Source organism: Corynebacterium sp. 2571A (genome assembly GCF_055700935.1).
In genome coordinates this window covers 682,307-707,511 of the sequence record NZ_JASTTE010000001.1, presented here as the reverse complement: position 1 = coordinate 707,511, position 25,205 = coordinate 682,307, and the positions used below count along the sequence as shown (strand labels likewise).

The following is a 25,205-nucleotide window of genomic DNA, read 5'->3' as shown; positions in this document are numbered from 1 at the left end:
TTTTGGGTTTGTGTGGTGTTAGTTGTTTGGCCGATTAGTACCAGTAGCCTCCACATCTTACGATGCGTCCAGGTCTGGCCTATCAACCCGGTAGTCTTCCGGGGGCCTAATAATGAAACCTCATCTTAAAACAGGCTTCCCGCTTAGATGCTTTCAGCGGTTATCCCTCCCGTACGTAGCCAACCAGCCCTGCCACTGGCGTGACAACTGGCACACTAGAGGTACGTCCGTCCCGGTCCTCTCGTACTAGGGACAGCCTTCTTCAAGTTTCAACGCGCGCGGCGGATAGAGACCGAACTGTCTCACGACGTTCTGAACCCAGCTCGCGTGCCGCTTTAATGGGCGAACAGCCCAACCCTTGGGACCTACTCCAGCCCCAGGATGCGACGAGCCGACATCGAGGTGCCAAACCATCCCGTCGATATGGACTCTTGGGGAAGATCAGCCTGTTATCCCCGGGGTACCTTTTATCCGTTGAGCGACACCACATCCACAAGTAGGTGCCGGATCACTAGTCCCGACTTTCGTCCCTGCTCGAGCCGTCACTCTCACAGTCAAGCTCCCTTGTGCACTTACACTCACCACCTGATTGCCAACCAGGCTGAGGGAACCTTTGGGCGCCTCCGTTACATTTTGGGAGGCAACCGCCCCAGTTAAACTACCCACCAGGCACTGTCCCCAACCCAGATCATGGGCCAAGGTTCAGGCATCCACTACCATCAGAGTGGTATTTCACCAACGACTCCACCACCACTAGCGTGATAGCTTCACAGTCTCCCACCTATCCTACACAAACGATAGTAAATACCAATACCAAGCTATAGTGAAGGTCCCGGGGTCTTTTCGTCCTGCCGCGCGTAACGAGCATCTTTACTCGTAATGCAATTTCACCGGGCCTGTGGTTGAGACAGCAGAGGTCTCGTTACGCCATTCGTGCAGGTCGGAACTTACCCGACAAGGAATTTCGCTACCTTAGGATGGTTATAGTTACCACCGCCGTTTACTGGGGCTTAAATTCTCCGCTTCGGAACCAAAAGCTCCTAACAGGTCCTCTTAACCTTCCAGCACCGGGCAGGCGTCAGTCCATATACATCAACTTCACGTCTTCGCATGGACCTGTGTTTTTGATAAACAGTCGGACCCCTCTATTCTCTGCGACCACCACCAGCACACACACCGCAAGAGTGCGGCACCAGCAGTGGCCCCCCTTCTCCCGAAGTTACGGGGGCATTTTGCCGAATTCCTTAACCACAGTTCACCCGAACGCCTTAGTATCCTCAACCTGACCACCTGTGTCGGTTTAGGGTACGGGCCGTACACCCACTCACTAGAGGCTTTTCTCGACAGTACAGGATCACCAACTTCACCCTTACGGGCTACGCATCACGCCTCGACTACCACGTGGTACGGATTTAACCTACACCACAGTCTGCACGCTTACACCAACAATCCAATAAGTGGCATGGCTACCAACCTGTGTCACCCCATCGCTTGGACCACAGTTCAGGCCCCACGCACACCAACCACGACACACCCCCGAAAGGGCACGTACATGGCGGCATGGGTGGTTAGTATCACTGCTTTACCATTGGGCGCGGATATACGGGTACCAGAATATCAACTGGTTATCCATCGACTACGCCTGTCGGCCTCGCCTTAGGTCCCGACTCACCCTGGGAAGACGAACTTGACCCAGGAACCCTTAGTCATCCGGCGGGTAGGATTCTCACCTACCAATTCGTTACTCATGCCTGCATTCTCACTCGCACACACTCCACAGCGCCTTACGATACTGCTTCACAACGTGCACGACGCTCCCCTACCCAACAAAAAACTTGTTGCCGCGGCTTCGGCGGTATGCTTGAGCCCCACTACATTGTCGGCGCAGAACCACTCGACCAGTGAGCTATTACGCACTCTTTCAAGGATGGCTGCTTCTAAGCCAACCTCCTGGCTGTCTTCGCGATCCCACATCCTTTTCCACTTAGCATACCCTTAGGGGCCTTAACCGGCGATCTGGGCTGTTTCCCTCTCGACTATGAAGCTTATCCCCCACAGTCTCACTGCCACGCACACACTAGCGGCATTCGGAGTTTGGCTGATGTTGCTAAGATTGTAGTCCCGCTCAACCAACCAGTAGCTCTACCTCCACTAGGCATAACACGTAACGCTGCACCTAAATGCATTTCGGGGAGAACCAGCTATCACGGAGTTTGATTGGCCTTTCACCCCTACCCACAACTCATCCCCGCAGTTTTCAACCTACGTGGGTTCGCGCCTCCACAACCTCTTACAGCTGCTTCACACTGGCCATGGGTAGATCACCCCGCTTCGGGTCCAGGACATGCCACTAAAAAACACCCCATTAGGATTCGGTTTCCCTACGGCTACCCCACACGGGTTAACCTCGCGACATGCCGCTGACTCGCAGGCTCATTCTTCAAAAGGCACGCCATCACACATTTTCAAGTGCTCTGACGGATTGTAAGCACATGGTTTCAGGAACTATTTCACTCCCCTCCCGGGGTACTTTTCACCATTCCCTCACGGTACTGAAAATACACTATCGGTTATTGCACGTATTTAGGCTTACCGGGTGGTCCCGGCAGATTCACAACAGATTCCACGAGCCCGTTGCTACTCGGGGACAACAACAATCACAATGCATGCACCTTCACCTACAGGACTCTCACCTACTCCGGTTGACCATTCCAAGCCAATTCAGCTAACACACACACCACAACGAAGCACTGGTAGACACTTCCACGTTGAAACCCCACAACACCGCATGCGCAACCCCTACCAAGTATCACACACACACGGTTTAGCCTCATCCACGTTCGCTCGCCGCTACTAGCAGAATCATTATTATTTCCTTCTCCTACGGGTACTGAGATGTTTCACTTCCCCGCGTAACCCCCACACCCACTATGAATTCATGGGCAGGTACCACCCCACAACGAGTGGCAGGTTTCCCCATTCGGACATCCTCGGATCAACGCTTACTTGACAACTCCCCGAGGCTTAACGCAGCCTGACACGTCCTTCATCGGCACACAATACCAAGGCATCCACCATGCGCCCTTCACACAACGAACACACACCACCACAAACACAACCCACAACAGGCCGTCTTCATGGCAGGTGAACACACAAAAAATTAAGAAAAACAAGAAATCACATCACACCACACACAAACAACCACCAAGGATTGCCCGCGCATGGAAAATGCTCGCGTCCACTATACAGTTCTCACACAACACCCAACACACACCACAACCAACCCAAAAAAGCTGACTGACAGTAGCGTGTTAGCACCAGGACAACACTAATGCCCCAGACACCCAACAATGCACCAACATACCAACACCATCCCCACAAAAGGGAACAACAAGCACTTGTGAAAAAACAATGATTGCACCCAGCCATCCAGACCAGAGGCATGCGTCCACCCGATTACAAAACAAGTGGCAGTGCCCTACACAGACACATCAACCACCACCCACAACCGTGGGCTAGTAAAAAAACTCCTTAGAAAGGAGGTGATCCAGCCGCACCTTCCGGTACGGCTACCTTGTTACGACTTCGTCCCAATCGCCGATCCCACCTTCGACGGCTCCCTAACATGTTTGGGCCACCGGCTTCGGGTGTTACCAACTTTCATGACGTGACGGGCGGTGTGTACAAGGCCCGGGAACGTATTCACCGCAGCATTGCTGATCTGCGATTACTAGCGACTCCGACTTCATGGGGTCGAGTTGCAGACCCCAATCCGAACTAAGGCCAACTTTAAGCGATTAGCTCCACCTCACAGTGTCGCAACGCATTGTATCGACCATTGTAGCATGTGTGAAGCCCTGGACATAAGGGGCATGATGATTTGACGTCATCCCCACCTTCCTCCGAGTTAACCCCGGCAGTCTCTCATGAGTCCCCAACCAAATGCTGGCAACATAAGACAAGGGTTGCGCTCGTTGCGGGACTTAACCCAACATCTCACGACACGAGCTGACGACAACCATGCACCACCTGTATAAAGGCCACAAAGGGAAACGACATCTCTGCCGCGAACCTAAATATGTCAAGCCCAGGTAAGGTTCTTCGCGTTGCATCGAATTAATCCACATGCTCCGCCGCTTGTGCGGGCCCCCGTCAATTCCTTTGAGTTTTAGCCTTGCGGCCGTACTCCCCAGGCGGGGCGCTTAATGCGTTAGCTACGGCACAAAACCCGTGGAAGGGTCTCACACCTAGCGCCCACCGTTTACGGCATGGACTACCAGGGTATCTAATCCTGTTCGCTACCCATGCTTTCGCTCCTCAGCGTCAGTAACTGCCCAGTAACCTGCCTTCGCCATCGGTGTTCCTCCTGATATCTGCGCATTTCACCGCTACACCAGGAATTCCAGTTACCCCTACAGTACTCAAGCCTGCCCGTATCGCCTGCACGCCCGGAGTTAAGCCCCGGAATTTCACAGACGACGCGACAAACCACCTACGAGCTCTTTACGCCCAGTAATTCCGGACAACGCTCGCACCCTACGTATTACCGCGGCTGCTGGCACGTAGTTAGCCGGTGCTTCTTATCCAGGTACCGTCACAAAAACGCTTCGTCCCTGGCGAAAGGAGTTTACAACCCGAAGGCCGTCATCCCCCACGCGGCGTCGCTGCATCAGGCTTCCGCCCATTGTGCAATATTCCCCACTGCTGCCTCCCGTAGGAGTCTGGGCCGTATCTCAGTCCCAATGTGGCCGTCCACCCTCTCAGGCCGGCTACCCGTCGCCGCCTTGGTAGGCCATTACCCCACCAACAAGCTGATAGGCCGCGGGCTCATCCTACACCGAAAAAACTTTCCACCACACACACCAAAGTGCGGTCCTATCCGGTATTAGACCCAGTTTCCCAGGCTTATCCCGAAGTGCAGGGCAGATCACCCACGTGTTACTCACCCGTTCGCCACTCGAGTACTCCAGCAAGCTGGAGCCTTTCCGTTCGACTTGCATGTGTTAAGCACGCCGCCAGCGTTCGTCCTGAGCCAGGATCAAACTCTCCACAAAAAAGGCTCGTGAAAAGCCCAAACCTAACAAACAAAACCAACACACAACACACCAAAACAGTGCGCTGCATACTGACCAAAAAAGAATTACTACAAAGAAAAAATGAAAAATTCACAAAACATGAACAATCACATCAATGCAGCCAGAAAGAAAAATTATATTTCAATGACACCCCAACTGAAAGCGCCATCCGGCACACACCAACACAACCATCCACACAAATGCAAAAAGTACATTGGCACACTATTGAGTTCTCAAACATCACTGGCACGCCCCAACAATCAGTCACAACCAACTGTTCAAAGCGGCTTGTTCAACCTTACTCACAACCGTAAACAAAGTCAAACACCGTCACCGCCCGTTAACCTCTCGGCTACCTCGCGGCGACTCGAATTAATATAGCGCGTTAGCCCTCCGGATGCCAAATCGCCTTTTCGTTTCATGTTTAACCCCAGGTAGATGGCTCATTTTCAACACCGCGTTGAGCACGGCCGACTCGCCCACGGTCGGCATGATGATGGCTCTGGGGACGAATGAAAATCCTTCCGGCAGCACCAAGGCAAAGGGATAATCACCGGTAAGTTGCGCGTCTTCGCCGCCGGCATCAACGCTTTCCGTCGCGCCTCGGGGCGCGGGGGCCCCGTCCCAGCGCCAAGGCTTGCGCTGCCGCGCCCCAAGATGAACACCACGTAACAAGCAAGTGCCGGCGCAAGCCGCGGCAGGTTCTCCCCCAGCCCCGGCGAATGTACCGTCGCGATAACGAAGAGGGTCAGGCACATGACCGGGACCATCCAGCCATCGGTGGCTTTGCCTATTTTGTCCTTGGCGCGCGTGTGCTGCACTGCCCAGGCCAGGCCGAAGGGGATGACGATGAGACCGATGAACGCCTGCAGCATGGGAGCGGCTGGGAAGGGCACGGCCCCTCCCCTCCCCCGCCGGCCGCGGCGCTGCCCGTAGTGCTTCGGCGACGCTTCCGGCTCGCAGTGAGGCCGGCGGTTTTGGGCACTGAATTTTCAGTTGTGGGCGCTGTATTCGGGGCCCGTGGGGCTAGTAGTAGCAGGCCAGCAACCCGTCGGGGCCGTCGATGACCTGGATCGGGGTGTTGAAGATCGGGGTGAGGACCTCATCCTTCATAATCTCCTCCGGGGTGCCGAAGGCGACGACCTCGCCGTCCTTGACCGCGCAGATCGAGTCTGAGTACTTGGCCGCGAAGTTAATGTCGTGGATGACCAGCACGATCGTGCGGCCGAATTCCCGGGCGGCCTGCTTGAGGTGCCGCATCATCTCCACGGAGTGGGAGATGTCCAGGTTGTTGAGCGGCTCGTCCAGCAGGACGTAGTCGGTCTCCTGGCACAGGACCATGGCCACGTACGCGCGCTGCCGCTGGCCGCCGGAGAGCTCGTCCAGGTAGCGGCCCTCGTATTCCCGCAGGTGCAGGAAGTCGATGTACTTGGAGATGATCTCCTCGTCTTCTTCGGTTAGGCGCCCCTGGGAGTACGGGAAGCGGCCGAAGCCCACCAGCTGCCTAACCGTCAGCTTCGTGATGAAGTGGTTTTCCTGCCGCAGGATGGAGACAATACGGGCCAGATCCTTCGACTTGGTCTTCCCGATGTCGTAGCCGGCAATCTCGATTGTTCCCTCGTCCATGTTCAGCAGGCGGCCGATCATCGTCAGCAGGGTGGACTTGCCGGCGCCGTTCGGCCCGACCAGGGAGGTGATGCCGCCCGAGGGGATCTCCAGGTCGACGGGACCAATGTTGGTCTCGCCGCTGTAGCTTTTCGCGACGTGCTTTAGGGAAATCACAGGCGACCCTTTCTCAAGATGACGAAGAGGAAGACGGTACCGCCGACCAGCTCAATGATGATGGAGACCACGCCTTGGGCGTAGAAGACGTGCTGCATGATGAAATACGCCCCGGTGAGCACGGCAAAGGCGGTCGCCACGGCCATCGGGAACAAGAAGCGGTGGTCGTAGGTCTCGGCAAACTGGTATGCCAGCGTAGCGACCAGGAAGCCTAGGAAGGTCATCGGGCCCACCAGGGCGGTGGTCACGGCCATGAGGATGGAGACCATAATCAGCGTGAAGATGGCGTTCGTCCGGTGGTTCACGCCCAGGTTGGTCGACGCGTCGCGGCCGAGTGCGAGCACGTTGAGCCGGCGCGAGTTGAGATACAGCGCGGCCGCGGCTAGCAGCATCAGCGGGATGGCCACCGGGTAATAGTCCGAGTCGGCGTTGTTGACGGAGCCGAACAGGCGGGCCGTGAGCACGTCGAACTCGGAGGGGGTCAGCATGCGCTGCATGAACGTCGACAGCGAGCCCAGCCCGCCGCCGATGACCACGCCGACTAGCAACATCGCGTGCATGTTGTTGGAGCGGTTGGTCAGCAGCCAGGAGTAGAGCACCAGCGACAGCAAAACCATGAGCGCGACCTGGACCAGGAACGTGGTGATGTTGCGGGCGTTGGTCAGCCCGGCTGCGCCGAGGAAGAAGATGGTCGCGGTGTTAATGGCCACGTAGAGGGCCTCGAAGCCCATGATCGACGGGGTGAGGATGCGGTTGTTGGTCACGGTGTGGAAGGCCACCGTCGCGGTCGCCTGGCAGATGGCCACCACGGCCATGGCGATGACGGCATCGGCGCGCCGCTCGGCGATGAGCCAGAAGCCGCGCGTGCCGAAGTCCATCGGGTTGTCCCACGCCAGCAGCCCGGCGGCGAAGACCCCGCCGGCGGCCAGCAGCATCAGTAGGATGACCCAGTACTTGCGCTGCGCGGCGGCGGACTGGAAGGCCCCGACGTCGCGGGCGGCGGCAGTGGCCGGAACAGAAGCAGAAACAGTCTTATTTACCACGGGTCGACCTCACAATCAGGACCACGAAAACGACCGCGCCGATGATCCCCAGGATGACGGACACCGGCATCTCAAACGGCGAGATGATGGTGCGGCCCACCAAGTCGCAGACGGTGACCGTTGCGATGCCCAACAGGCAGACCCACGGCAGGTTGGAGCGCAGGTCGTCGCCGCGGAACAGGCTCACGATATTCGGGACGATAAGCCCCAAAAACGGCAGGGCACCGACCACCACGGTCACCACGCCGGTGGCCACGGCGATGAGCCCGGTGCCGATGAGGATCATGCGGTTATAATTCAGACCGACATTGGTGGCGATCTCCTCGCCCAGCCCGGCCACGGTCAGCTTGTCCGCGAAGAAAAAGACCGCGACGAGCACGATGAGTACTAGCCACAGGACCTCGTACTGTCCCTCGTAGACCGAGGTGAACGAGCCCATGAACCAGATTCCCAGCTGCTGCAAGGAGTCCGTGGTCAGCGCGATGAAGGTAGACACGGCGCTGACGACCGCGCCCAGCATGATGCCGATGATCGGCACGATCAGGGAGGACCGCAGGGTCACCCGCCGCAGGAACGCGAAGAAGACCATGGTCCCCACGAAGGAGAAAACCACGGCGACCACCATCTTTTGCAGCACGGTGGAGGTAGGAAACAACACCATGGTGGTCAGCAGGCCGAGGCCGGCCCACTCGGTGGTGCCGGTGGTGGTCGGCTCCACGAAGCGGTTCTGGGTCAGCAGCTGCATGACCAGCCCGCTCATGGCCATGGCGGCGCCGGCCAGCATCAGCGCAATGGTGCGCGGGATGCGGGTGGTGTTGAACATCTCCCCGCCGTCCTCGTGGCCCAGGATGTCGTATTCGCCCACCGCCAGCGAGAGGGCTAGGAGCAGGACGATGCCGCCTACGCCGAGCAGAAGCTTCCAGTCGAGGAGCTTCGACCGGGAGCGCCTGGGGGTTGTTTCTTGCATAAGGTCCGATTCTTGGTAGATAGCCGAAAGCCGGATAGGCCCCGCGCGGGAAAATGAGCGCAGGGGCTATCCGGTTACTTGCGGAAAACGCCGGGTGTGGAACTAGGCATTCTCGAAAGCATCAGCCATTTCGTTCAGGATCTTCGTGTAGGTAATGATGGACTCGTTAGTGTAGGTGTCCTTCGGTGCGACGTAAACATTGCCGTCCTTGACCGCCTGCACGTTCTTCAGTGCCGCGCTGTTTTCCACCAGGTCCTTGCCCGGGGTGTAGTCCGGCTCGTCGGAGCTGACCGCACCGTCGCGGTCGAGGACCAGGATCCAGTCCGGGTTGGATTCCGCGATGGCCTCGACGGAGATGTCGTCGCCCTCGTGGTTGCTGCTGCCGTCCTCCACGGTCAGGGCCGGTTCCATACCCAGCAGGTCGAATACCGGGCCCAGGGTGCGGCCGACGTGCGGAGCGATGTAGCCGATCTCGCCGCCGGAGGTGTTAACAGCCATGACGGTCTTTTCCGGATCGTAGGCCTTCTTGGCGCGCTCGATGGCGGCGTCCAGGTCCTCGATCAGCTTCTGGGCGTCTTCCTCGTGCTCGAAGACCTCGCCCAAGGCGGTGGTGTGGCGCTTGAGCTCTTCAAAGAAGTCCTTGTCCTCGCGCGGCTCGAAGTCCACGACCGGGGTGTCCTCCACCAGCTTTTCGATGTCGGCCTGGTGCTGGGAGAAGCGCTGGCCGTTCCAGACCAGGTCCGGCTCGGCGGCGACCAGGGCCTCCAGATCCGGCTCGCGGTGGCTGCCCAGGTCCGCGGCGACGGTGTCCTTGTTGTAGGTATCAGCCAGGGACTCCGGGATGAGGTTCAGCGGCGCTGCGGACAGCTCCACGCCCCAGTCGGCCAGCACGGCGAAGGCGCGGTTGTCGGCCACCGCCGGCTTCTCGACCGGCAGGGTGATTGTCTGCTCGCCGTTGTTGTCTTCCAGCTTCAGCTCCCCGGACTCCGAGGCAGCGTTGTCTGCGGCGGTGTTCTCAGCGGAGTTGGAGGAGCTGTCGGCGGAATTGGAGGAATCCTCCGCCGAAGAGCAGGCGGTCAGCAGCAGCGAGGCGGCGGCTACCGAGGCAACCAGAGTACGACGAATCTTCATGGGCTTGTCAATCATCCTTTTCGAAACGAATCCCTTGCGGAATTCCGGGACTATCTTTCCTAGGACAACCTAACTGAAGAGAACCTAACCTGACAAGGCTTAGGCACAGCTAAGTCCCAGACAACCTTGTTCACCTGCGATTTACCTGAGTTTTTCATAACTAGATCCCCTACCCCCAGAACATACCCCCGCTTCGGGCCCGGCCGAGGCGGGAAAGACTGTCCCGCCCCGGCCGTAGCTCCCCACTATTGGGAGTTTTCCGAGCGCAGCAGCCCCTCCACCGAGACCTCACCGAGCTCCGCAAACTCCGCGCGGGCGGCGTCCCGCAGCTGAGGATCCGCGGCGAAGTCGAAGGCTACCTGGGCCAGGCCCACCGCGGAGTCGAGGGCGGCGCGCTCGGCGGACTCCGTGGCCGACCAGGAGGCGAAGGCCTCGGTGTGCAGGGCGACTTCCCGCGGGCTGACCTGCACCATAGGGTGAATGCCCGGCACCAGGTGGGAGACGTTGCCAAAGTCCGTGGAGGCCGCCAGGCTATCCGGGATAATCCCGGCGGGCAGCGGGGCGCGACCGCGGCGGCGCTGGGTGGCGGACCACCGGGCGGCCAGCGCGGAATTGTTGCGCACCGGCAACGACATCGGGTGCGGGTCCCAGGCGATCTCCACGCCCACTCCCGCCATCAGCGCCGCGCCGCGGGCGATGTCGTCGACCCGGCGGGAGAGCTCCAACAGGGTCCCGGTCCGCAGGGAGCGCGCATAGACCTCAACCACTGCCCTATCCGGGACCACGCTGGGCCGGGTGCCGCCCTCGGCGATGACGGCGTGCAGGCGGTCGCTCGGCGGCATCTGCTGCCGGTGCAGGCCTAGGCCCTGGTACATCAGAGAGGCGGCATCGAGGGCGTTTTTGCCCATAAACGGCTGCGAGCTCGCATGCGCGGCCGTGCCGTGGAAGGTCACGGTGGCCGAGCGCCGCCCGACCCAGACGTGTTCGGAGATGTCGTAGCCGAAGCCGTGGATCATCAGCGCGGCGTCCACCCCGTCTAGGCTCCCGCCGCGGATCATGTACTCCTTGCCAGTGTGTCCTTCCTCCGCCGGGGTGCCCTGCAGCTCGATGCACACGGGCGCGGCGGCATCGATAGCCCGCGCGGCCGCCAGGAAAGCGCCCACCCCGGCGGCGGCGATGACGTTGTGCCCGCAGGCGTGCCCGATACCCGGCAGCGCGTCGTATTCGGCCATGATGACCACCCGCGGGTGACGGCCGGGCTCGTAACCGGGCGAGCTGATGCTCGTCGAAAAGGCCGTCTCGACTCCATAGGCCCCGCGCACCACGTCGTGCCCGTGCCTTTCCAGGAGATCGCAGAGCACCTGCTGGCTGCGGTATTCCTCGAAGGCGGTCTCCGGGTGCGCGTGCAGGTCGTGGACTATGTGGCGGATTTCGGCCGCGAGTCCGGTTTCTTCCACCTCGCGGCGCAGGCGCTCCCAGTACTCGGGCACCGCGGCTTCCGCCGCCTGCCCGGAGCCTTCCTGCCGCTTCTGGGCGCGCTCGACCGCCGCGTCTACCTCCTCGGAGGTGGCGTCCAAGTAGCTTGTCGATGCCGCCTCTGGGGTCACGCCTGGGCGCTGCGGCGGGCAGGAATCATGGCAGTTATCTGGGTCAGCTGTCATTAGGACTCAATCATAATGCTATCGCCCGGCCCCAGCGGGATATCGGCGAAGAACCACACCCCCAGCAGGATCGCCCAGACGAGGAAGAAGGGGATAACCCCCAGCAGGATCGCCCAGACGAGGAAGAAGGGGATGACGAAAGGGATAAGGCGCGACATCAGCGTGCCCAGGCCCGCCCGGGGCTCGTAGCGCTGCAGCAGGCCCAGCATGACGATCATGTAGGGGTTGAGCGGGGTGATGATCTGGGTGGCCGAGTCGCCCACGCGGAAGGCGGCCTGCACGAACGCGGGCTCGTAGCCCAGCAGCGCAAACATGGGCACGAAGACCGCGGCCATCAGCGTCCACATGGACGAGCCCGAGATGATCAGCAGGTTCAGAACGGAGGCCAGCACGATGAAAGCCAGGATGGCCGGGAAGCCGGTCAGCCCGATGGACTCCAGGAAAGCCGCGCCCTTGACCGCGGTGAAGGTACCAATCCCGGTCCAGGCGAACAGGGCAACGAACTGGCCCAGGATGAAGGCCAGGACCAAAAAGCTCAGCATGTCCTTGAGCGCACCAGCCATCATGGTGACCGCGTCGGCCGTGCTCTTGATGGTGCCGACCACCGCGCCGTAGGTAATGCCGAAGACCCAGAAGTAGGCGCAGATGATGAACACGATGGAATCCAGCAGCGGGGACTCCGGCAGGAAGCCGCCCTCCCCGTTGCGCCACGGCGAGCCCGGGATGAGCACCGCGGCCAGGATGACCGCGGTCAGCACCAGCCCGGCCAGCAGGGACATCCACAGCGCCTTGCGCTCCTTCGGCTCCAGGGCGGCGGTCAGGGCGTTGCCCTCGGCGTCGCGGTCGCCGCGCTCCGCGGCATCCGCGGCATCCACCGACTCGTCCTGCGGCACATCCTGGGCCCGCAGGCGCGGCTCCAGGATCCGGTCGATGATGTAGCCGGCCACCAAGCCCAGCACCACGGAGGAGGCCACGTTGAAGAAGTAGTTCGACAGCGGGGTCACGGTGGAATAGCCCGCTCCGGGCAGGGTATCCATGACCGCGTTGGTGATACCGGCGAACAGCGCGTCCAGGCTGGTGGGCACCAACGCCGTGGAATAGCCCGCGCCCACCGCGGCGAAACCGCCGATAAGGCCGGCGACCGGGTGGCGCCCGGCCGCCTTAAAGACCATGGCGGCCAGCGGCGGGACCACCACGAACGCGGAGTCGCCCATGACCGAGGCGGTCACGCCGATGACACCGACCGCGTACGGGAGCACAGCCGGCCGCGCCGAGCCGAACAGCTGGCGGATAAGCGCCGAGAGCATGCCGGAGCGCTCCGCCACGCCCACGGCCAGCAGGATGGGCAGCACCGTCAGCAGCGGCGGGAAGCCGATGTAGTTCTCCGCCATCGTGGTGGTCAGCCACGCCAGCCCCTCGCCCGTAAACAGGCCGTTAACCTCGGAGACCTCATCCGATCCCGGCACCTGGACCGCGATACCCATCCAGGCCATCACGGTGGAGGCCACCCCGGTAATCAGAAACAGGATGACGAAGATGGTAAACGGCTCGGGCAACTTGTTGCCCACGTATTCCACGCCGGACAAGAACCTATCCAGCACACTCCGCTTCCCCGTGCTGCCGGAGTCCCCGGCAGCACTCGCACCGCCGCCACCGACGTCGCTACCGACGTCCTCAGCAACAGCCTTAGCACGCAAGTCTTTATTGTCGTTAGAAATGGGAGTACTCATCGCGTCCACTCCTGCCTGTCTCGGCCCGTCACCTTGCCGTCACGGTATGTGTGCAGCCAGCATAATGTAACTCACGACACATATACCTGTGTTGCAGGTTACAACTTTGTAACGGCCCCACAATCCCAGAAAACTTCCCCACAACCGGACATCCCCGCGCCCGCAACCGGACAACCCTTTGTCCGATACTGGACGTTTCCTGTCATCTTTACCCCCGACAATCGGGCAGGCAGCCACGGAGCCCACCGCGGGAGGCTATAAAAAGAAGTTGTCTAGACGTCCCTGCCCAGAGGAAAGACTATGGGCAACTCCTACGGCAATGGCCCCCAGCCTTCCGAGCCCCACGACCCACAGCAGCCGCAAGGACAAGTTAACCCCCAGCAAGGCGTACCGGGCGCTACGACCCCTCAGCCGGAGAAGAAAAAGGCAGGCTGCGGCAAGATTGGCTGCGGTGTCTTGGCTGCCATTCTCATCGTCGGCGGTATCGCCACTGCCTGCGGCGGCGGTGACGATAACAAGGACAAGCAGGAGACGAGCCAGTCCACCACGGACGTTGGCGCGGCCAACACCGACGAGGGCAACGCCGATAACACCGCCTCCGAGGGCGAGCCGGCTCCCAATAATGAGGGTCAGGACCAGGCTGAGAACGGTCAGGAACAGGAAGCTGACGTTCCGACCGAGTTCAAGTCCGCACTGCGCCAGGCAAACACCTACGCGTCCATGATGCACATGTCGCAGACCGGCGTGTACGACCAGCTGGTTTCCGAATACGGCGGTCAGTTCAGCCCGGAGGCTGCCCAATACGCCATCGATAACCTCAACGATGTCGACTGGAATGACAACGCCCTACAAAAGGCCAAGGACTACCAGGACAGCATGGCTATGTCCCCGGATGCTATCTACGATCAGCTAGTTTCCGACTATGGCGAGAAGTTCACCCCGGAACAGGCTCAGTACGCCGTCGACAACCTGAACTAATCCCCGAACATCCCCGCCGCGGAGCGCAATGCCTCGCGACGGGTTCAACAAAGAAAAGCGGGCGCCCAACCTCCTCATCGGAAGTGTGGGCGCCCGCTTTAGTGGTGGAGCTGCCGGGAATTGAACCCGGGTCCTTCGTCATCTTGCCAGGGCTTCTCCGTGCGCAGTTCGCGCGGAATCTCTGCTCGGCCCTCCGGATCGGACGAACACGTCCGGATGATGGGCCCAGTCTCCAGTAGTGGTCCCATCCGGCCCTGAAGACGCAACCGGATGGCAAGTTCCTTAGTCGATGCCAGTTACTAGGTCAGGAACAAAACCTAGGCTGACAGACACGCATTGCTAATTAGGCAGCAAGTGCGTAGTCACGCTGAGAGTTCTTCTCTGCGTTTATTGAGTGCTACGACGCTTAACGGTGGTCTCTAGCCTGCACCGGCACGCTTCCCCTGGCTCAATGTACGAAGTCGAAACCAAATCAACCCCATTGCCTATAGGGCGGGATGCGTCCGCATTCCCTATAGGAAGATTTACTTTACTCGCCCACTCGCGCTAGTTCAAGTGCTCGTCCAGCCACTCCTTGAGCACCACCGCATGGTTAATCTCCCGGTCGTGGGCGGCGAACAACAGGCTCACATCGCCGTCCTTGGCAAGGCCGATGAGCTGGCGCAGCTCCTCGGCGTCGGAGTCGTCGAGCTCCGCGCGGTAGCGCCTACTGAATTCCTCGAAGCGATCGGCGTCGTGGTTGAACCACTTGCGCAGTTCGCTGCTGGGGGCAACGTCTTTGAACCATTCGTCGTAGGCCAAGTCGTCCTTGGCCACCCCGCGGGGCCACATCCGGTCCACCAGCACCCGGGTGCCGGAGGCAATACTGGGATTCTTTTTCACGTCGTGGACTTTGCAGGTGTAAATCATGCCTTCCAGCCTAACCCTCCTACTGCGGGTTAGGCCGCGGCGGAAGTCCTAGACGTTAATGCCCTTCACACGGCGGCCGAGCTCGCGGGAGATCTCCCGGTCCTGGTCGCGGCGCTTGATGTCCTCGCGCTTGTCGTAGTCCTGCTTGCCCTGTGCCAGGCCGAGTTCCAGCTTGGCCCGGCCGTCCTTGAGGTAGACCTTGAGCGGGATGAGCGTCTTGTTGCCGGAGCGCACCTGGCCGTAGAGCTTGTCGATCTCCCGGCGGTGCAGCAGCAGCTTGCGGGTGCGCTTGGGGCTGTGGTTGGTCCACGTGCCCATGGAGTACTCCGGGATGTGGAGGTTGCGCAGCCAAACCTCGCCCTTGTCGATGGTGGCAAAGGCGTCGTTCAGGGAAATCTTGCCCTCCCGGAGGGACTTGATCTCCGTGCCTACGAGCGCGATACCGCACTCGTAGGTGTCGAGGATCTTGAAGTCATGGCGGGCACGCCGATTGGTGGCGAGTGTCGAGTTGTTGTCGACCGCGCCCTTTTTCTTCTTGCCCTTCTTTGCCATAGCCATCAAGCTTAACCGCCCCGGCTAGAGCGAACAAACCCGCCCGACGGCCACGCGGCAGGCGGTGGCATTCGGGCGGGACTGTGGGGCGCGCGGGCTACTTCTTGACGTAGAGGCGCAGCGTGACTTGGGCGGCGAGGGCGGCGAAGGCCATGGCCACCACGCCGACAATCGGCAGGGCTATCCAGATGTCCTTGGTGTGCAGCGGGGCCAGCAGCTGCGCCTGGTAGAGACTCTGCAGCGACGGGTCCACCACGTAGGACTTGGTGAGGAACAGGCCGATTCCGGCCACGACCACGCCGATGAGCGTGGACAGGACGGCTTCCAGTACGAACGGGGCCTGGGTGATCCAACGGGAGGCGCCCACCATGCGCATGATGGACATCTCCGTCGAGCGGTTGTACGCCGCGATCTGGACCATGTTGGCGATCAGGAAGATGGCTGCCACGGCCTGGACAGCGGCGACCAGGAAGGTCGCATTCCGGATGGAGTCCAGGTTGTCGGTGGCGCGGTCGACCTCCTCGACCTGGTCGACGACGGCATCGACCTGCGGCAGGTCCCGGATGGCGTCGATAGCCGCGGTATCAGTGGGATCCACCAGGCGCACGTGCAGGGCGGCCGGCAGCGCGTCCGGGGAGGTCTCCTCCACCAGCAGCGGGTCGGTCTCCTGGAAATACTCCTTGAAGCGCTCGTAGGACTCCTCCTGCGAGCGGAAGGTGACCTTCTCCACGCCGGAGTCGGCCTCCAGCTGTTCCTTAATCTCCTTACAACCGGCCGACGTGCAGTCCGTGTCGTTGGCGGAGATCTCCTCATCCAGCTGGACCATGACCTCCACCTGCTCGAGGTAGATGTCCTTGGTGTCCTGGGTCAGGATGGTCACCAAGACACCCGCGACCACCAGCCCCACGGACACGGCCGTGGTGATAATCAGCGCGATGGTCATGGTGATGTTGCGGCCGAGCCCCTTGGCGGCCTCGCGGAAGACGAAATTTGTCTGCATGGTCTTAGAAGGCCTCCCCGTAAACGGCGTGGGTTTCATCGCGCACGAGCTTGCCGTTGCTCAGCTCCAGCACGCGCTGGCGCGCCTCGTTCACGGCGCGAGCGTTGTGCGTCGACATGATGACGGTGGTGCCGCGGCGGTTGATCTTAGACAGCAGGGTCATGATCTCCGTCGCGGTCGCCGGGTCCAGGTTGCCGGTCGGCTCGTCCGCGAGCACCAGCTTCGGGCGGTTGACGAAGGCGCGGGCCACGGCCACGCGCTGCTGCTCGCCGCCGGAGAGTTCGTTCGGCATGCGGTGGGCCTTGGAGCCCAGGCCGACCATCTCGAGCACCTCCGGCACGGCCTTGTCGATCCGGTGCTTCTTCTTGCCAATGACCTCCAGCGCGAAGGCCACGTTCTGGTAGACGTTCAGCTTGGGCAGCAGCCGGAAGTCCTGGAAGACGTAGCCGATGGACTGGCGCAAGCGGTTGATCTCGCGGCCCTTCAGGGCGTTGACGTGGAAGTTATCGAAGTGGATCTGTCCGGAGCTCAAGTTGGTCTCGCGAACCATCAGCTGCAGGAAGGTGGACTTGCCTGAGCCCGAGGGGCCGATGAGGAAGACGAACTCGCCGTCCTCAATGCGGAAAGACACGTCATCCAGTGCCGGCCGCGTTGAGGTCGGATAGACCTTGGTTACGTTTTCGAAGGTGATCACGTCCGCAACTCTAGCAACAGCAGATAACAATTGAAACTCTTTTACCCATCAATCGACTAAAAATTATGTATCCCCAACTCCGTGTACGCTATAGTGACGCACACCATAAGTTCGAATACCTGCCATGAAATCCGGGCGACAGTACTCGCGCGGCGGCCGCCGGCCCCGCCTAAAACCGCCGCACCCGGACAAAACCAAGAGCCCCGGCTCTTCGACACAGAAAGTGCCGTTTTATGACAGAAACCGCTACCGAAGACCAGCCGAAGAAGACAGAATCCCCCGGGGGTTTTCTCGGCACCATCGAAAAGCTGGGCAATAAGCTGCCGGATCCCTTCTGGCTGTTCGTCGTCCTCGCCGGAGTCGTCGCCGTGTCCTCCTGGCTCGGCTCCCTGGCGGGCATGAGCGCCGTGGATCCCCAGACCAATGAGACCATCGAGGTCGAATCCCTGCTCACCCAGGAAAACATCTCGCGCATGGTCACGGATGCGGTGGAGAACTTCACCTCCTTCCCGCCACTGGGCGTCATCCTCGCCGTCATGCTGGGCGTGGGCGTGGCCGAGCAGTCCGGCCTGCTGTCCGCCCTCGTGCGCGCGATGGTTGCCAAGGTCACCCCGGCCACACTGACCTTCGCCGTCGCCCTGGCCGGCGTGACCGGCTCGGTGGCCTCCGACGCCATCTACGTCATCCTCATCCCGCTGGGCGCGATGTCCTTCCACGCGCTGGGGCGCTCCCCCATCGTTGGCGCCATGGTGGCCTTCGCCGCCTCCTCGGCCGGGTTTAACGCCTCGCTCATCCTCAACATCACCGACCTGCTGCTGGCCGGCATCTCTACCCCAGCCGCGCAGATGGTCGATCCGGACTACCACGTCAGCCCGCTGGCCAACATCTTCTTCGTCATCCCCTCCGCCGTCGTCCTGGCTCTCATCATCACCGCGGTCACCGAGCTGTTCATCACACGCAAGGCCCGCGAACTGGTCAACCACGACCACATCAACTACGAAGAGGTCTCCTTCGACAAGGCCGCCGGCGGCCCGCAAAAGTCCTCCGCCGACACTGCGGACAACGACGAGGCCGCGACCTCGGATGCTGGAGATTCCGACAGCGACTACGACTTTACCGACGACGAGGAGGCTCTGAAGCTGTCCCGTCAGGAGGCCAAGGGCCTGATGTGGGCCGGCATCGCGCTGCTGGTCTTCCTCGCCGGCTTCTTCGCCCTGCTGTTCATCCCGGGCTCGCCGCTGGCCGGCCCGGACGGGGAGACCATGGAATCCCCGCTCATCTCCGCCATCGCGGTGCCCATCGCCCTGGCCTTTTTGCTGGTGGGCATCGTCTACGGCATCGTCGTCGGCACCATCAAGGACGGCTCCGACGTCCCGAACTTCATGGCCCGGGGACTCAAGACCCTGCTGCCCATGCTGGTGCTCTTCTTTGCCGTCGCCCAGTTCCTGGCGTGGTTCGAGTGGTCCAACCTGGGCGTGTGGACCGCAATTACCGGCTCCGAGCTCCTCCAGCGCTGGGACCTGCCGCCCATCCTGATGTTCGCCGGGCTGGTCCTGCTGGTGGCCCTGCTCAACCTGCTGATTACCTCCGGTTCCGCGCAGTGGGCGCTGATGGCCCCGGTCATCGTCCCGATGATGATGTACGTCCACGTCTCCCCGGAGGTCGCCCAGATGCTGTTCCGTATCGGCGACTCCCCGACCAACATCATCACCCCGATGTCGCCCTACTTCGCCCTGGCCCTGACCTTCCTGCAGCGCTACTACAAGCGCGCCGGCGTGGGCACCCTGATGTCGCTGGCCCTGCCCTACTCCGTGGCCATGCTGGTCGGCTGGTTCCTCTTTTTCGTCGTCTGGTACCTGCTGGGCATCCCGCTCGGCCCGGGCGCGCCCATGCACTACCCGGCCGAGTAGCGAACACCGGCCTTAATACCTCAAGCGCCAGCCCCGCAGCGGAAGTTTTCTCACAATCCGCGCGGGGCTGGCGTCGTTAGTTCACGGCCGCCGTCGGCACGTAGCTGTGGCGAGTGGGCGTGACTGGCGGGGAGGTGTGGCGGGCGGCTAGTCCTCGCTGTCGTTGCGCTGGGCCATGCGCCAGCGGATGCCGGCTTCCAGGAAGCCGTCGAGGTCGCCGTCGAGGACCTTCTGCGGGTCGCCCACCTCGAAGCCGGTGCGCAGGTCCTTGACCATCTGGTACGGGTGCAGGACGTAGGAGCGCATCTGGTTGCCCCAGGAGGCGTTGCCGCCCGCGCCCAGCGCATCCAGCTCGGCCTGCTCTTCCTGGCGCTTGCGCTCCAGCAGCTTGGCCTGGAGGACCCGCATGGCCGAGGCCTTGTTCTGGATCTGGGATTTCTCGTTCTGACAGGTCACCACGATCCCGGTGGGGACGTGGGTCAGCCGCACGGCGGAGTCGGTGGTGTTGACGGACTGCCCACCCGGGCCGGAGGAGCGGTAGACGTCCACGCGCACGTCGGCGTCCGGGATATCGATGGAGTCGGTCTGCTCCACCACCGGCAGGACCTCGACCTCCGCGAAGGAGGTCTGCCGACGGCCCTGGTTGTCAAAGGGGCTGATGCGCACCAGGCGGTGCGCGCCCTGCTCCACCGAGAGCGTTCCGTACATGTACTCGCCGTGCACCACGAAGGTCGCGGACTTGATGCCAGCCTCCTCAGCATAAGAAATGTCGTAGACGTCGACCTTGTGATCGTTGTGCTCCGCCCACCGGATATACATACGCATGAGCATCTCCGCCCAGTCGGCGGCATCCACGCCGCCGGCGCCGGAGCGGATGTTGATGACCGCTTCGCGCTCGTCGTATTCGCCCGACAGCATGGTGGTCACCTCAAGCGCCTCGATAGTCGAGCGCAGCGCGGCCAGTTCCTCATCCGCCAGCGCGGTGTCGCCTTCTTCCTCGGCGAGCTCGTACATCACCGGCATGTCATCGAGCCGCCCGCGGAGATCGGCAAGCTTGCGGAGCTTCGCCTGGGCGGCGGAGAGCTCCGAGGTGACCTTCTGCGCGTGCGCCGGATCGTCCCAGAGGCTCGGGTCGCCCGCCTGGGCTTCTAGTTCCCGGACCCGCGCGCTCAGCTCCTCCGGGTTCATCACCTTTTCGATGGTGGTTAGCGTCGTGGACAACTCGTCCAAAGCAGCAGTCTTATCCGGGTGCATAGCGCCCCAGTCTACCGCGCAGGGGTGTTCAATTAGCGATCGCCTGGCGCAGGGGCGACAATAGGGGCTATGACTCAGACCCCGAGCTTGCCCGAGATGATCGACGCCATCGCCAAGACCTTCATGGTCGCGCACGCGGATGATTCCGACGCGCACCTGGCCCAGGCACTGGTCTACAACGCTGGCCGCCTGGCCTGGCGCATGCGCGATCAAGGCGTCAATATCGAACAGAAGACCTCCGTGTCCGACGTGGTCACGGAGGCCGACCGCGCCGCCGAGCGCTTCGTCGCCACCGTGCTGCAGGCGCTGCGCGGCGAGGACGGCCTGGTCGGCGAGGAAGGCACCTCCCAGGAGTCGACCTCGGGCCGCACCTGGGTCATCGACCCGGTGGACGGGACCTATAACTTCTCTTCCGGCTCCGACTACTGGTGCTCGGCGCTCGCCCTGCGCGACGCCGAAGGCACGGTGCTGGGCGCAGTCCACCGCCCGGCTATGGGCTATACCTGGTTCGGCGGCCGCGACTTCCCCACCTCCCTGGACGGCAAGGAGGTCACCCCGCTGGCCGATGCCCCGGCCACGCAGTTGTCCCTGGCCACCTACCTGCACCCGACCTCCATCCAGGACCCGGATATCCGGGCCGCCTGGCAGAAGGTGGCCTCCGGCTTTGCCACCGTGCGCATGCTGGGCGCGGGTTCGGTGGATCTGTCCAGCGTGGCGGACGGCACCTGGGGCGCGTGGATGCAGCACACCGTCGCCGAATGGGACTGGCTGCCGGGCAAGGCCCTGGTAGAGGCCGCCGGCGGCGCGACGAAAGAGATTTCGGCCGGCGGCGTGGTATGGTGCCTGGCTGGAAATAAACAGGCAGTGAAAGAAATGGAGCAGATGCTGCGTGGGTAAATACAAAGAGGACTTGGGGCTGGCCCTTGAGGTCGCTGGTCACGCGGACGCAGTGACCATGCACCGTTTCGAGTGCTCGGATCTGGCGGTCAAGTCCAAGCCGGACATGACCCCGGTCACCGACGCCGACTTGGCCTGCGAAAAGCTCATTCGCTCGAAGCTGGCCCAGGCCCGGCCCAACGACGACGTCTTGGGCGAAGAATTCGGCGGCGAGGCCAAGTTCTCCGGCCGCCAGTGGGTCATCGATCCCATCGACGGCACCAAGAACTTCGTGCGCGGTGTGCCCGTCTGGGCCACGCTCATCGCGCTGCTGGAGGACGGCGAGCCGGTCGTCTCCGTCGTCTCCGCGCCGGCCCTGCGCCGCCGCTGGTACGCCGCGAAGGGCGGCGGCGCCTTCCGCGTTTTCGGCGGCGAGCCGAAACGCCTCCACGTCAGCGGCGTCGGCGAGCTGGCCGACGCCTCCGTGGGCATTTCTTCCCTGTCCGGCTGGCGGGACCGCGGCTTGCGCGAGAACGTCCTCGAGCTGACCGACGTGACCTGGCGCCTGCGCGGCTACGGCGACTTCTGGAACTACTGCCTCGTGGCCGAGGGCGCGGTGGATATCGCCGCCGAGCCAGAGGTCTCTCTGTGGGACCTGGCCGCCCCCTGCCTGCTGGTCACCGAGGCCGGCGGCAAGTTCACCAGCATCGAGGGCACCAACGGCCCGAATAACGGCTCCGCGCTGGCCACCAACGGCCACCTGCACAAGAAGGCGCTGGGCTACCTGGCACCCTAAGCGCGGGCCCGCCGCCCCCGGAAACCTAAAAACCTACGACAAGGTCCCCGCCTGAAAATCAGGCGGGGACCTTGTGTGTTTTAGTGAGTGGCTAACCGGGGTGCCGGTTGCTTGCCACGCGTGGCCTTAGTTCTCCGGGAGGCTAAAGCCTGCGCCGACGTCACCGCGGCGGTTCAGATCCGCCAGGATGGCATCCATGTTGGTCACCGCGGTGGGCACGTGCACGGCACCCTGCAGCGGGGTGCGGCAGGCACCGTTGAAGCCCGGCGGGTTGATGCCGCCGGTGACGGAGCCAACCAGGCGGCCGCGGTTGAACAGCGGCGCGCCGGAGTCGCCCTGCATGGCGCAGACCTGGGTGAACTGGTACTGCGGGATGGTCGTCAGGGTCATACCGCAGGTATCCCCAGTGGCCAAGCCGCGCTTGCAGCTGATGTCGCCCGGCTTGACGTTGCCGCCCAGGCGGTTGGCGGTCACGCCGTTGTAGGAGCGGGAGACTTCCGCGTTGGCGCCGAACTCCACGACGGAGTAATCCAGCTCGGCGTTCTTGTCCACGATGGTGCCCGACGGGCCGACCTGCCAGGAGTCGGCCGAAGCCACGGGCTGCCCCACCTCACCGCAGTGGCCGGCGGTCAGGCCGACCTTGCGGCCGGCGTTATCTGTGCCGGCGGCGGTCAGGGTGCACATCGACTCATCGTTGACGTAGATGGGAGTGCCCGGCCCGTAGAGGGACTTGCCCTCGGTCAGGGCGGCGTTGGACTCCTCCGGCACCTGCGGGGCGTCGAAGTAGGAACCCGGCACGCGGTGCAGGATGAAGTCCTTGGTGGGTTTGCCGGCCATCACCTTGGAGAACATATCGTTGCGCCACTGGTAGTTCGGGTCAACGTTCTGGGGCTTAAACTCGGGCTGCGTTGCCTGCCGGACGGTCTCCTCGAGCCCAATCGGGTTCGGGTTAGTCGCCGGCGCGTCAGCGTAGTCGTGCGTTTGGGGTGCGGTCGCCGCGGCTGCTGCCTGGTCTGCCGCTTGCTGGGCGTGCGGGCCCTGCGGCAGGTGTTGGTTCACAGCCGCGGTGACGGCATCAGTCACCTGCGGGTCTACCTCCGGGGTGGAAATTCCCCAGTCGGCCAGATCCGAGCGGACCTGGTCCACAGCCGCCGCGGCATCAAAGCCGGGTTGGGGCGCTTCCTGCGCTCCGGCGGCTGGGGCCGCAAAGAAAAACGCACCTGCGAAAGCCGAGCCCACCAGGACTTTCTTTAGGTGCGGAATGCGAAGCATATACAGCCTTCTTTCACATCGTGGATCATTAGGGCCCCTTAATCTTGGCACGTAAATTAGTTATAAACATCCCCTTTCCCACACTGTTTCCAAGCCGTTATAGTTTCCAATTCGCGACCTCGACTTTCCCCTACTGGCCCCTCCGGGCGCGTTACCTAGCCACCCCTAACGGAGGGTGACTGGGTTTCATCCTCGGTGGAATCCCAGCGGCGCTTTTCCGCTTCCGACTTGCGGTGATTGCGCACGGCCATAAAGCCCAGGACCACGGCGATGACCAGCGGCACCCACACCTTCGTGTAGTCCAGGAGGAACGCCAGCCAGGCCGGGATGGTCAAATCCGGGAAGGGGATATCCCAGTCCGGCCACGTGGGCACCGGCAGGGTGATGTCGGGTAGGTCCGGCACCGGCAGGGCTATCGCCGGCGGCTGCCAGTCGGGAAGCTCCCAGTCCGGCAGCAGGTCAAGCAGCCAGCCGATGAGCCGGCTGACCAGCGGGCCCAAAACGATGACCGCTATGGCCCAGCCGCTCTTGCCCAGCCCGCCCAGCATGGGATAAAGCACCCGCTTGAAGGAGCTTTCCTCCATCTCACGGGCCCGCTTCTCTCCGCGGCTGCCCGGTGGCGGGGTGAATTCGACAACCTGCTTGCCCTCGCGGAACTCCACGGCCTTGAGCTCGTCAAAGAAATTGGCGGAGATCTTTACGCACGGTTTCCCGTCCATGGCCGCCAGGTTTCCCGCGGGCTCGGAGTCCCAGCCCAGCTTCTTGCTCAGCGGGATCTTGCCGCTTTGCACACTACGCACGCGCCGGCGCACCTCCCCACCCACGGTGAGCTGCAGGCGCACCGGCGGGTTTTCCACGAAGGTCTGTAGCCTCTCCATGGCCCCGGCGTCAACGGGCAGCGAAGTGCCGTTCGCCACCTCACCGGTCTCATCGTCCCGCTCGGCGGGCCAGTCCGGGTAGCGCTCGATAAACTCCGCGTCGAAGCCGCATTCGACGGTGATCCGTCCGTGGGTGGGGTGCTCTAGCGTCCAGGTTTCCACCTAGTCCTCCCCCTCCCAGGCGGTCATGGCGCCCTCCTTGTCTGCGATCGCGGCGCCGACAAAGGTCAGGATGACTATGACCGGCAGGTAAATCCAGGTCCCGGGGTTGAAGTACATCTTCATCGCGAGGAAGTACGCCACCCCGACCAGGATGGGAAAGGAATAGGTAAACCGGAACACCCGGGCATCGACCACACCGCCGACCAGGGCCACGGCCAACAGGAAGACCAGGATCCCCCACCCCGGCACAAAGGTGTGGACAAGCGGCGGGCCGGCCACGATGAGCAGCCCGACGCCTACCAGCACGATCCACCCGGCCACGCCCCGGCGCGACTTGGGCTTTTCCGGCTCGCCCGCCGCCGGCCGGGCCACCTGTGGCCCCTGCCCGGCGCGGCGGGGGTCCTTCGGCGGGACCCACTGACTGTCTTCCCGATAATCTTCCGGCCTGTTCATAGCGCACACACTATCCGATGCCCCACGCGCTGTCCTCCTCCCCGCGGAGGACTTGTACCCCGGCGGCAGGAGGGCGGCGCGG

The 25,205-nt window shown here is 62.2% G+C and carries 19 protein-coding genes, 2 rRNA genes and 1 other RNA gene; 5 read left to right on the top strand and 17 right to left on the bottom strand.

The features are described 5' to 3' along the window. Positions 1–13: 13 nt before the first annotated feature. Positions 14–3,100: ribosomal RNA gene (locus QQS53_RS03315) — 23S ribosomal RNA — on the bottom strand. Between the two features lie 435 nt (positions 3,101–3,535). Continuing rightward, positions 3,536–5,054: ribosomal RNA gene (locus QQS53_RS03310) — 16S ribosomal RNA — on the bottom strand. The 16S and 23S rRNA genes sit together here, the layout of an rRNA operon. An 8-nt stretch (positions 5,055–5,062) precedes the next feature. On the opposite strand from QQS53_RS03310, the gene QQS53_RS03305 reads away from it, so the two are divergent. Further along, positions 5,063–5,389 (top strand): hypothetical protein, encoded by a 327-nt coding sequence (locus QQS53_RS03305; protein ID WP_472774490.1) that lies wholly within the window; start codon positions 5,063–5,065, stop codon positions 5,387–5,389. A gap of 712 nt (positions 5,390–6,101) precedes the next feature. Here QQS53_RS03305 and QQS53_RS03300 read toward each other — a convergent pair. The 6 genes from QQS53_RS03300 to QQS53_RS03275 form a co-directional block, all read right to left on the bottom strand. Next, the gene (locus tag QQS53_RS03300) at positions 6,102–6,857 is read right to left on the bottom strand and encodes an iron ABC transporter ATP-binding protein (protein ID WP_472774489.1); all 756 of its coding nucleotides are present in this window, start codon (positions 6,855–6,857) and stop codon (positions 6,102–6,104) included. Continuing rightward, a complete protein-coding gene (locus tag QQS53_RS03295; RefSeq protein ID WP_472774488.1) occupies positions 6,854–7,900 on the bottom strand; it encodes an iron chelate uptake ABC transporter family permease subunit in 1,047 nt (348 codons plus the stop codon). The genes QQS53_RS03300 and QQS53_RS03295 overlap by 4 nt, the downstream gene beginning before the upstream one ends. Beyond that, on the bottom strand, positions 7,890–8,867 hold the full coding sequence (locus QQS53_RS03290) for an iron chelate uptake ABC transporter family permease subunit (protein WP_472774487.1): 978 nt from the start codon (positions 8,865–8,867) through the stop codon (positions 7,890–7,892). The genes QQS53_RS03295 and QQS53_RS03290 overlap by 11 nt, the downstream gene beginning before the upstream one ends. A gap of 102 nt (positions 8,868–8,969) precedes the next feature. Continuing rightward, positions 8,970–9,998: a siderophore ABC transporter substrate-binding protein gene (locus tag QQS53_RS03285; protein WP_472774486.1), complete on the bottom strand. Its 1,029-nt coding sequence runs from the start codon at positions 9,996–9,998 to the stop codon at positions 8,970–8,972. Between the two features lie 245 nt (positions 9,999–10,243). Then, positions 10,244–11,659, bottom strand: coding sequence for an amidohydrolase (locus QQS53_RS03280; RefSeq protein ID WP_472774485.1), 1,416 nt, complete (start codon positions 11,657–11,659; stop codon positions 10,244–10,246). Further along, positions 11,659–13,389, bottom strand: a complete 1,731-nt coding sequence (locus tag QQS53_RS03275) for an AbgT family transporter (RefSeq protein ID WP_472774484.1) — start codon at positions 13,387–13,389, stop codon at positions 11,659–11,661. The genes QQS53_RS03280 and QQS53_RS03275 overlap by 1 nt, the downstream gene beginning before the upstream one ends. A gap of 456 nt (positions 13,390–13,845) precedes the next feature. On the opposite strand from QQS53_RS03275, the gene QQS53_RS03270 reads away from it, so the two are divergent. After that, entirely contained in the window at positions 13,846–14,367 is a 522-nt protein-coding gene (locus tag QQS53_RS03270) for an Ltp family lipoprotein (protein ID WP_472774483.1), read from the top strand. Between the two features lie 102 nt (positions 14,368–14,469). Here QQS53_RS03270 and ssrA read toward each other — a convergent pair. The 5 genes from ssrA to ftsE all read right to left on the bottom strand — a co-directional run bounded on the left by ssrA (position 14,470) and on the right by ftsE (position 17,522). Next, positions 14,470–14,847: a transfer-messenger RNA gene (ssrA, locus tag QQS53_RS03265) on the bottom strand. Positions 14,848–14,913: 66 nt separating this feature from the next. Continuing rightward, entirely contained in the window at positions 14,914–15,276 is a 363-nt protein-coding gene (locus QQS53_RS03260; RefSeq protein ID WP_472774482.1) for a DUF488 domain-containing protein, read from the bottom strand. A 48-nt stretch (positions 15,277–15,324) separates the two neighbouring features. Next, a complete protein-coding gene (gene smpB, locus QQS53_RS03255) occupies positions 15,325–15,828 on the bottom strand; it encodes an SsrA-binding protein SmpB (protein ID WP_070769505.1) in 504 nt (167 codons plus the stop codon). A gap of 97 nt (positions 15,829–15,925) precedes the next feature. Continuing rightward, positions 15,926–16,828, bottom strand: coding sequence for a permease-like cell division protein FtsX (gene ftsX / locus QQS53_RS03250; protein WP_472774481.1), 903 nt, complete (start codon positions 16,826–16,828; stop codon positions 15,926–15,928). Positions 16,829–16,832: 4 nt separating this feature from the next. Beyond that, positions 16,833–17,522 (bottom strand): cell division ATP-binding protein FtsE, encoded by a 690-nt coding sequence (gene ftsE, locus QQS53_RS03245; RefSeq protein ID WP_290225256.1) that lies wholly within the window; start codon positions 17,520–17,522, stop codon positions 16,833–16,835. Positions 17,523–17,755: 233 nt separating this feature from the next. Here ftsE and QQS53_RS03240 point away from each other — a divergent pair, with 233 nt between their 5' ends. Beyond that, the gene (locus tag QQS53_RS03240; RefSeq protein WP_472774480.1) at positions 17,756–19,432 is read left to right on the top strand and encodes an AbgT family transporter; all 1,677 of its coding nucleotides are present in this window, start codon (positions 17,756–17,758) and stop codon (positions 19,430–19,432) included. 147 nt (positions 19,433–19,579) lie between these two features. Here QQS53_RS03240 and prfB read toward each other — a convergent pair whose 3' ends face one another. Next, positions 19,580–20,686: a peptide chain release factor 2 gene (prfB, locus tag QQS53_RS03235; RefSeq protein WP_472774479.1), complete on the bottom strand. Its 1,107-nt coding sequence runs from the start codon at positions 20,684–20,686 to the stop codon at positions 19,580–19,582. A gap of 69 nt (positions 20,687–20,755) precedes the next feature. On the opposite strand from prfB, the gene QQS53_RS03230 reads away from it, so the two are divergent. Both QQS53_RS03230 and hisN read left to right on the top strand, forming a co-directional pair. Then, positions 20,756–21,583 (top strand): inositol monophosphatase family protein, encoded by an 828-nt coding sequence (locus tag QQS53_RS03230; RefSeq protein WP_472774478.1) that lies wholly within the window; start codon positions 20,756–20,758, stop codon positions 21,581–21,583. Continuing rightward, complete coding sequence (gene hisN, locus QQS53_RS03225; protein ID WP_448872212.1) at positions 21,576–22,358, top strand: histidinol-phosphatase; 783 nt, start codon at positions 21,576–21,578, stop codon at positions 22,356–22,358. Before QQS53_RS03230 ends, hisN begins: the two co-directional genes overlap by 8 nt. 126 nt (positions 22,359–22,484) lie before the next feature. On the opposite strand, the gene QQS53_RS03220 is transcribed toward hisN, so the two are convergent. The 3 genes from QQS53_RS03220 to QQS53_RS03210 all read right to left on the bottom strand — a co-directional run bounded on the left by QQS53_RS03220 (position 22,485) and on the right by QQS53_RS03210 (position 25,123). Then, a complete protein-coding gene (locus QQS53_RS03220) occupies positions 22,485–23,630 on the bottom strand; it encodes a S1 family peptidase (protein ID WP_472774477.1) in 1,146 nt (381 codons plus the stop codon). A gap of 155 nt (positions 23,631–23,785) precedes the next feature. Continuing rightward, positions 23,786–24,670: a hypothetical protein gene (locus QQS53_RS03215; protein ID WP_472774476.1), complete on the bottom strand. Its 885-nt coding sequence runs from the start codon at positions 24,668–24,670 to the stop codon at positions 23,786–23,788. Continuing rightward, the gene (locus tag QQS53_RS03210; RefSeq protein ID WP_472774475.1) at positions 24,671–25,123 is read right to left on the bottom strand and encodes a hypothetical protein; all 453 of its coding nucleotides are present in this window, start codon (positions 25,121–25,123) and stop codon (positions 24,671–24,673) included. Positions 25,124–25,205 lie beyond the last annotated feature (82 nt).

What these genes read in the sequence shown, in the direction of transcription:
- QQS53_RS03210 (WP_472774475.1), bottom strand. Translation starts at nt 25,123, where the DNA reads ATGAACAGGCCGGAAGATTATCGGGAAGACAGTCAGTGGGTCCCGCCG.
- QQS53_RS03220 (WP_472774477.1), bottom strand. Translation starts at nt 23,630, where the DNA reads ATGCTTCGCATTCCGCACCTAAAGAAAGTCCTGGTGGGCTCGGCTTTC.
- ftsX (WP_472774481.1), bottom strand. Translation starts at nt 16,828, where the DNA reads ATGCAGACAAATTTCGTCTTCCGCGAGGCCGCCAAGGGGCTCGGCCGC.
- QQS53_RS03290 (WP_472774487.1), bottom strand. Translation starts at nt 8,867, where the DNA reads ATGCAAGAAACAACCCCCAGGCGCTCCCGGTCGAAGCTCCTCGACTGG.
- prfB (WP_472774479.1), bottom strand. Translation starts at nt 20,686, where the DNA reads ATGCACCCGGATAAGACTGCTGCTTTGGACGAGTTGTCCACGACGCTA.
- QQS53_RS03280 (WP_472774485.1), bottom strand. Translation starts at nt 11,659, where the DNA reads ATGACAGCTGACCCAGATAACTGCCATGATTCCTGCCCGCCGCAGCGC.
- QQS53_RS03260 (WP_472774482.1), bottom strand. Translation starts at nt 15,276, where the DNA reads ATGATTTACACCTGCAAAGTCCACGACGTGAAAAAGAATCCCAGTATT.
- smpB (WP_070769505.1), bottom strand. Translation starts at nt 15,828, where the DNA reads ATGGCAAAGAAGGGCAAGAAGAAAAAGGGCGCGGTCGACAACAACTCG.
- QQS53_RS03275 (WP_472774484.1), bottom strand. Translation starts at nt 13,389, where the DNA reads ATGAGTACTCCCATTTCTAACGACAATAAAGACTTGCGTGCTAAGGCT.
- QQS53_RS03285 (WP_472774486.1), bottom strand. Translation starts at nt 9,998, where the DNA reads ATGAAGATTCGTCGTACTCTGGTTGCCTCGGTAGCCGCCGCCTCGCTG.
- QQS53_RS03230 (WP_472774478.1), top strand. Translation starts at nt 20,756, where the DNA reads ATGACTCAGACCCCGAGCTTGCCCGAGATGATCGACGCCATCGCCAAG.
- QQS53_RS03240 (WP_472774480.1), top strand. Translation starts at nt 17,756, where the DNA reads ATGACAGAAACCGCTACCGAAGACCAGCCGAAGAAGACAGAATCCCCC.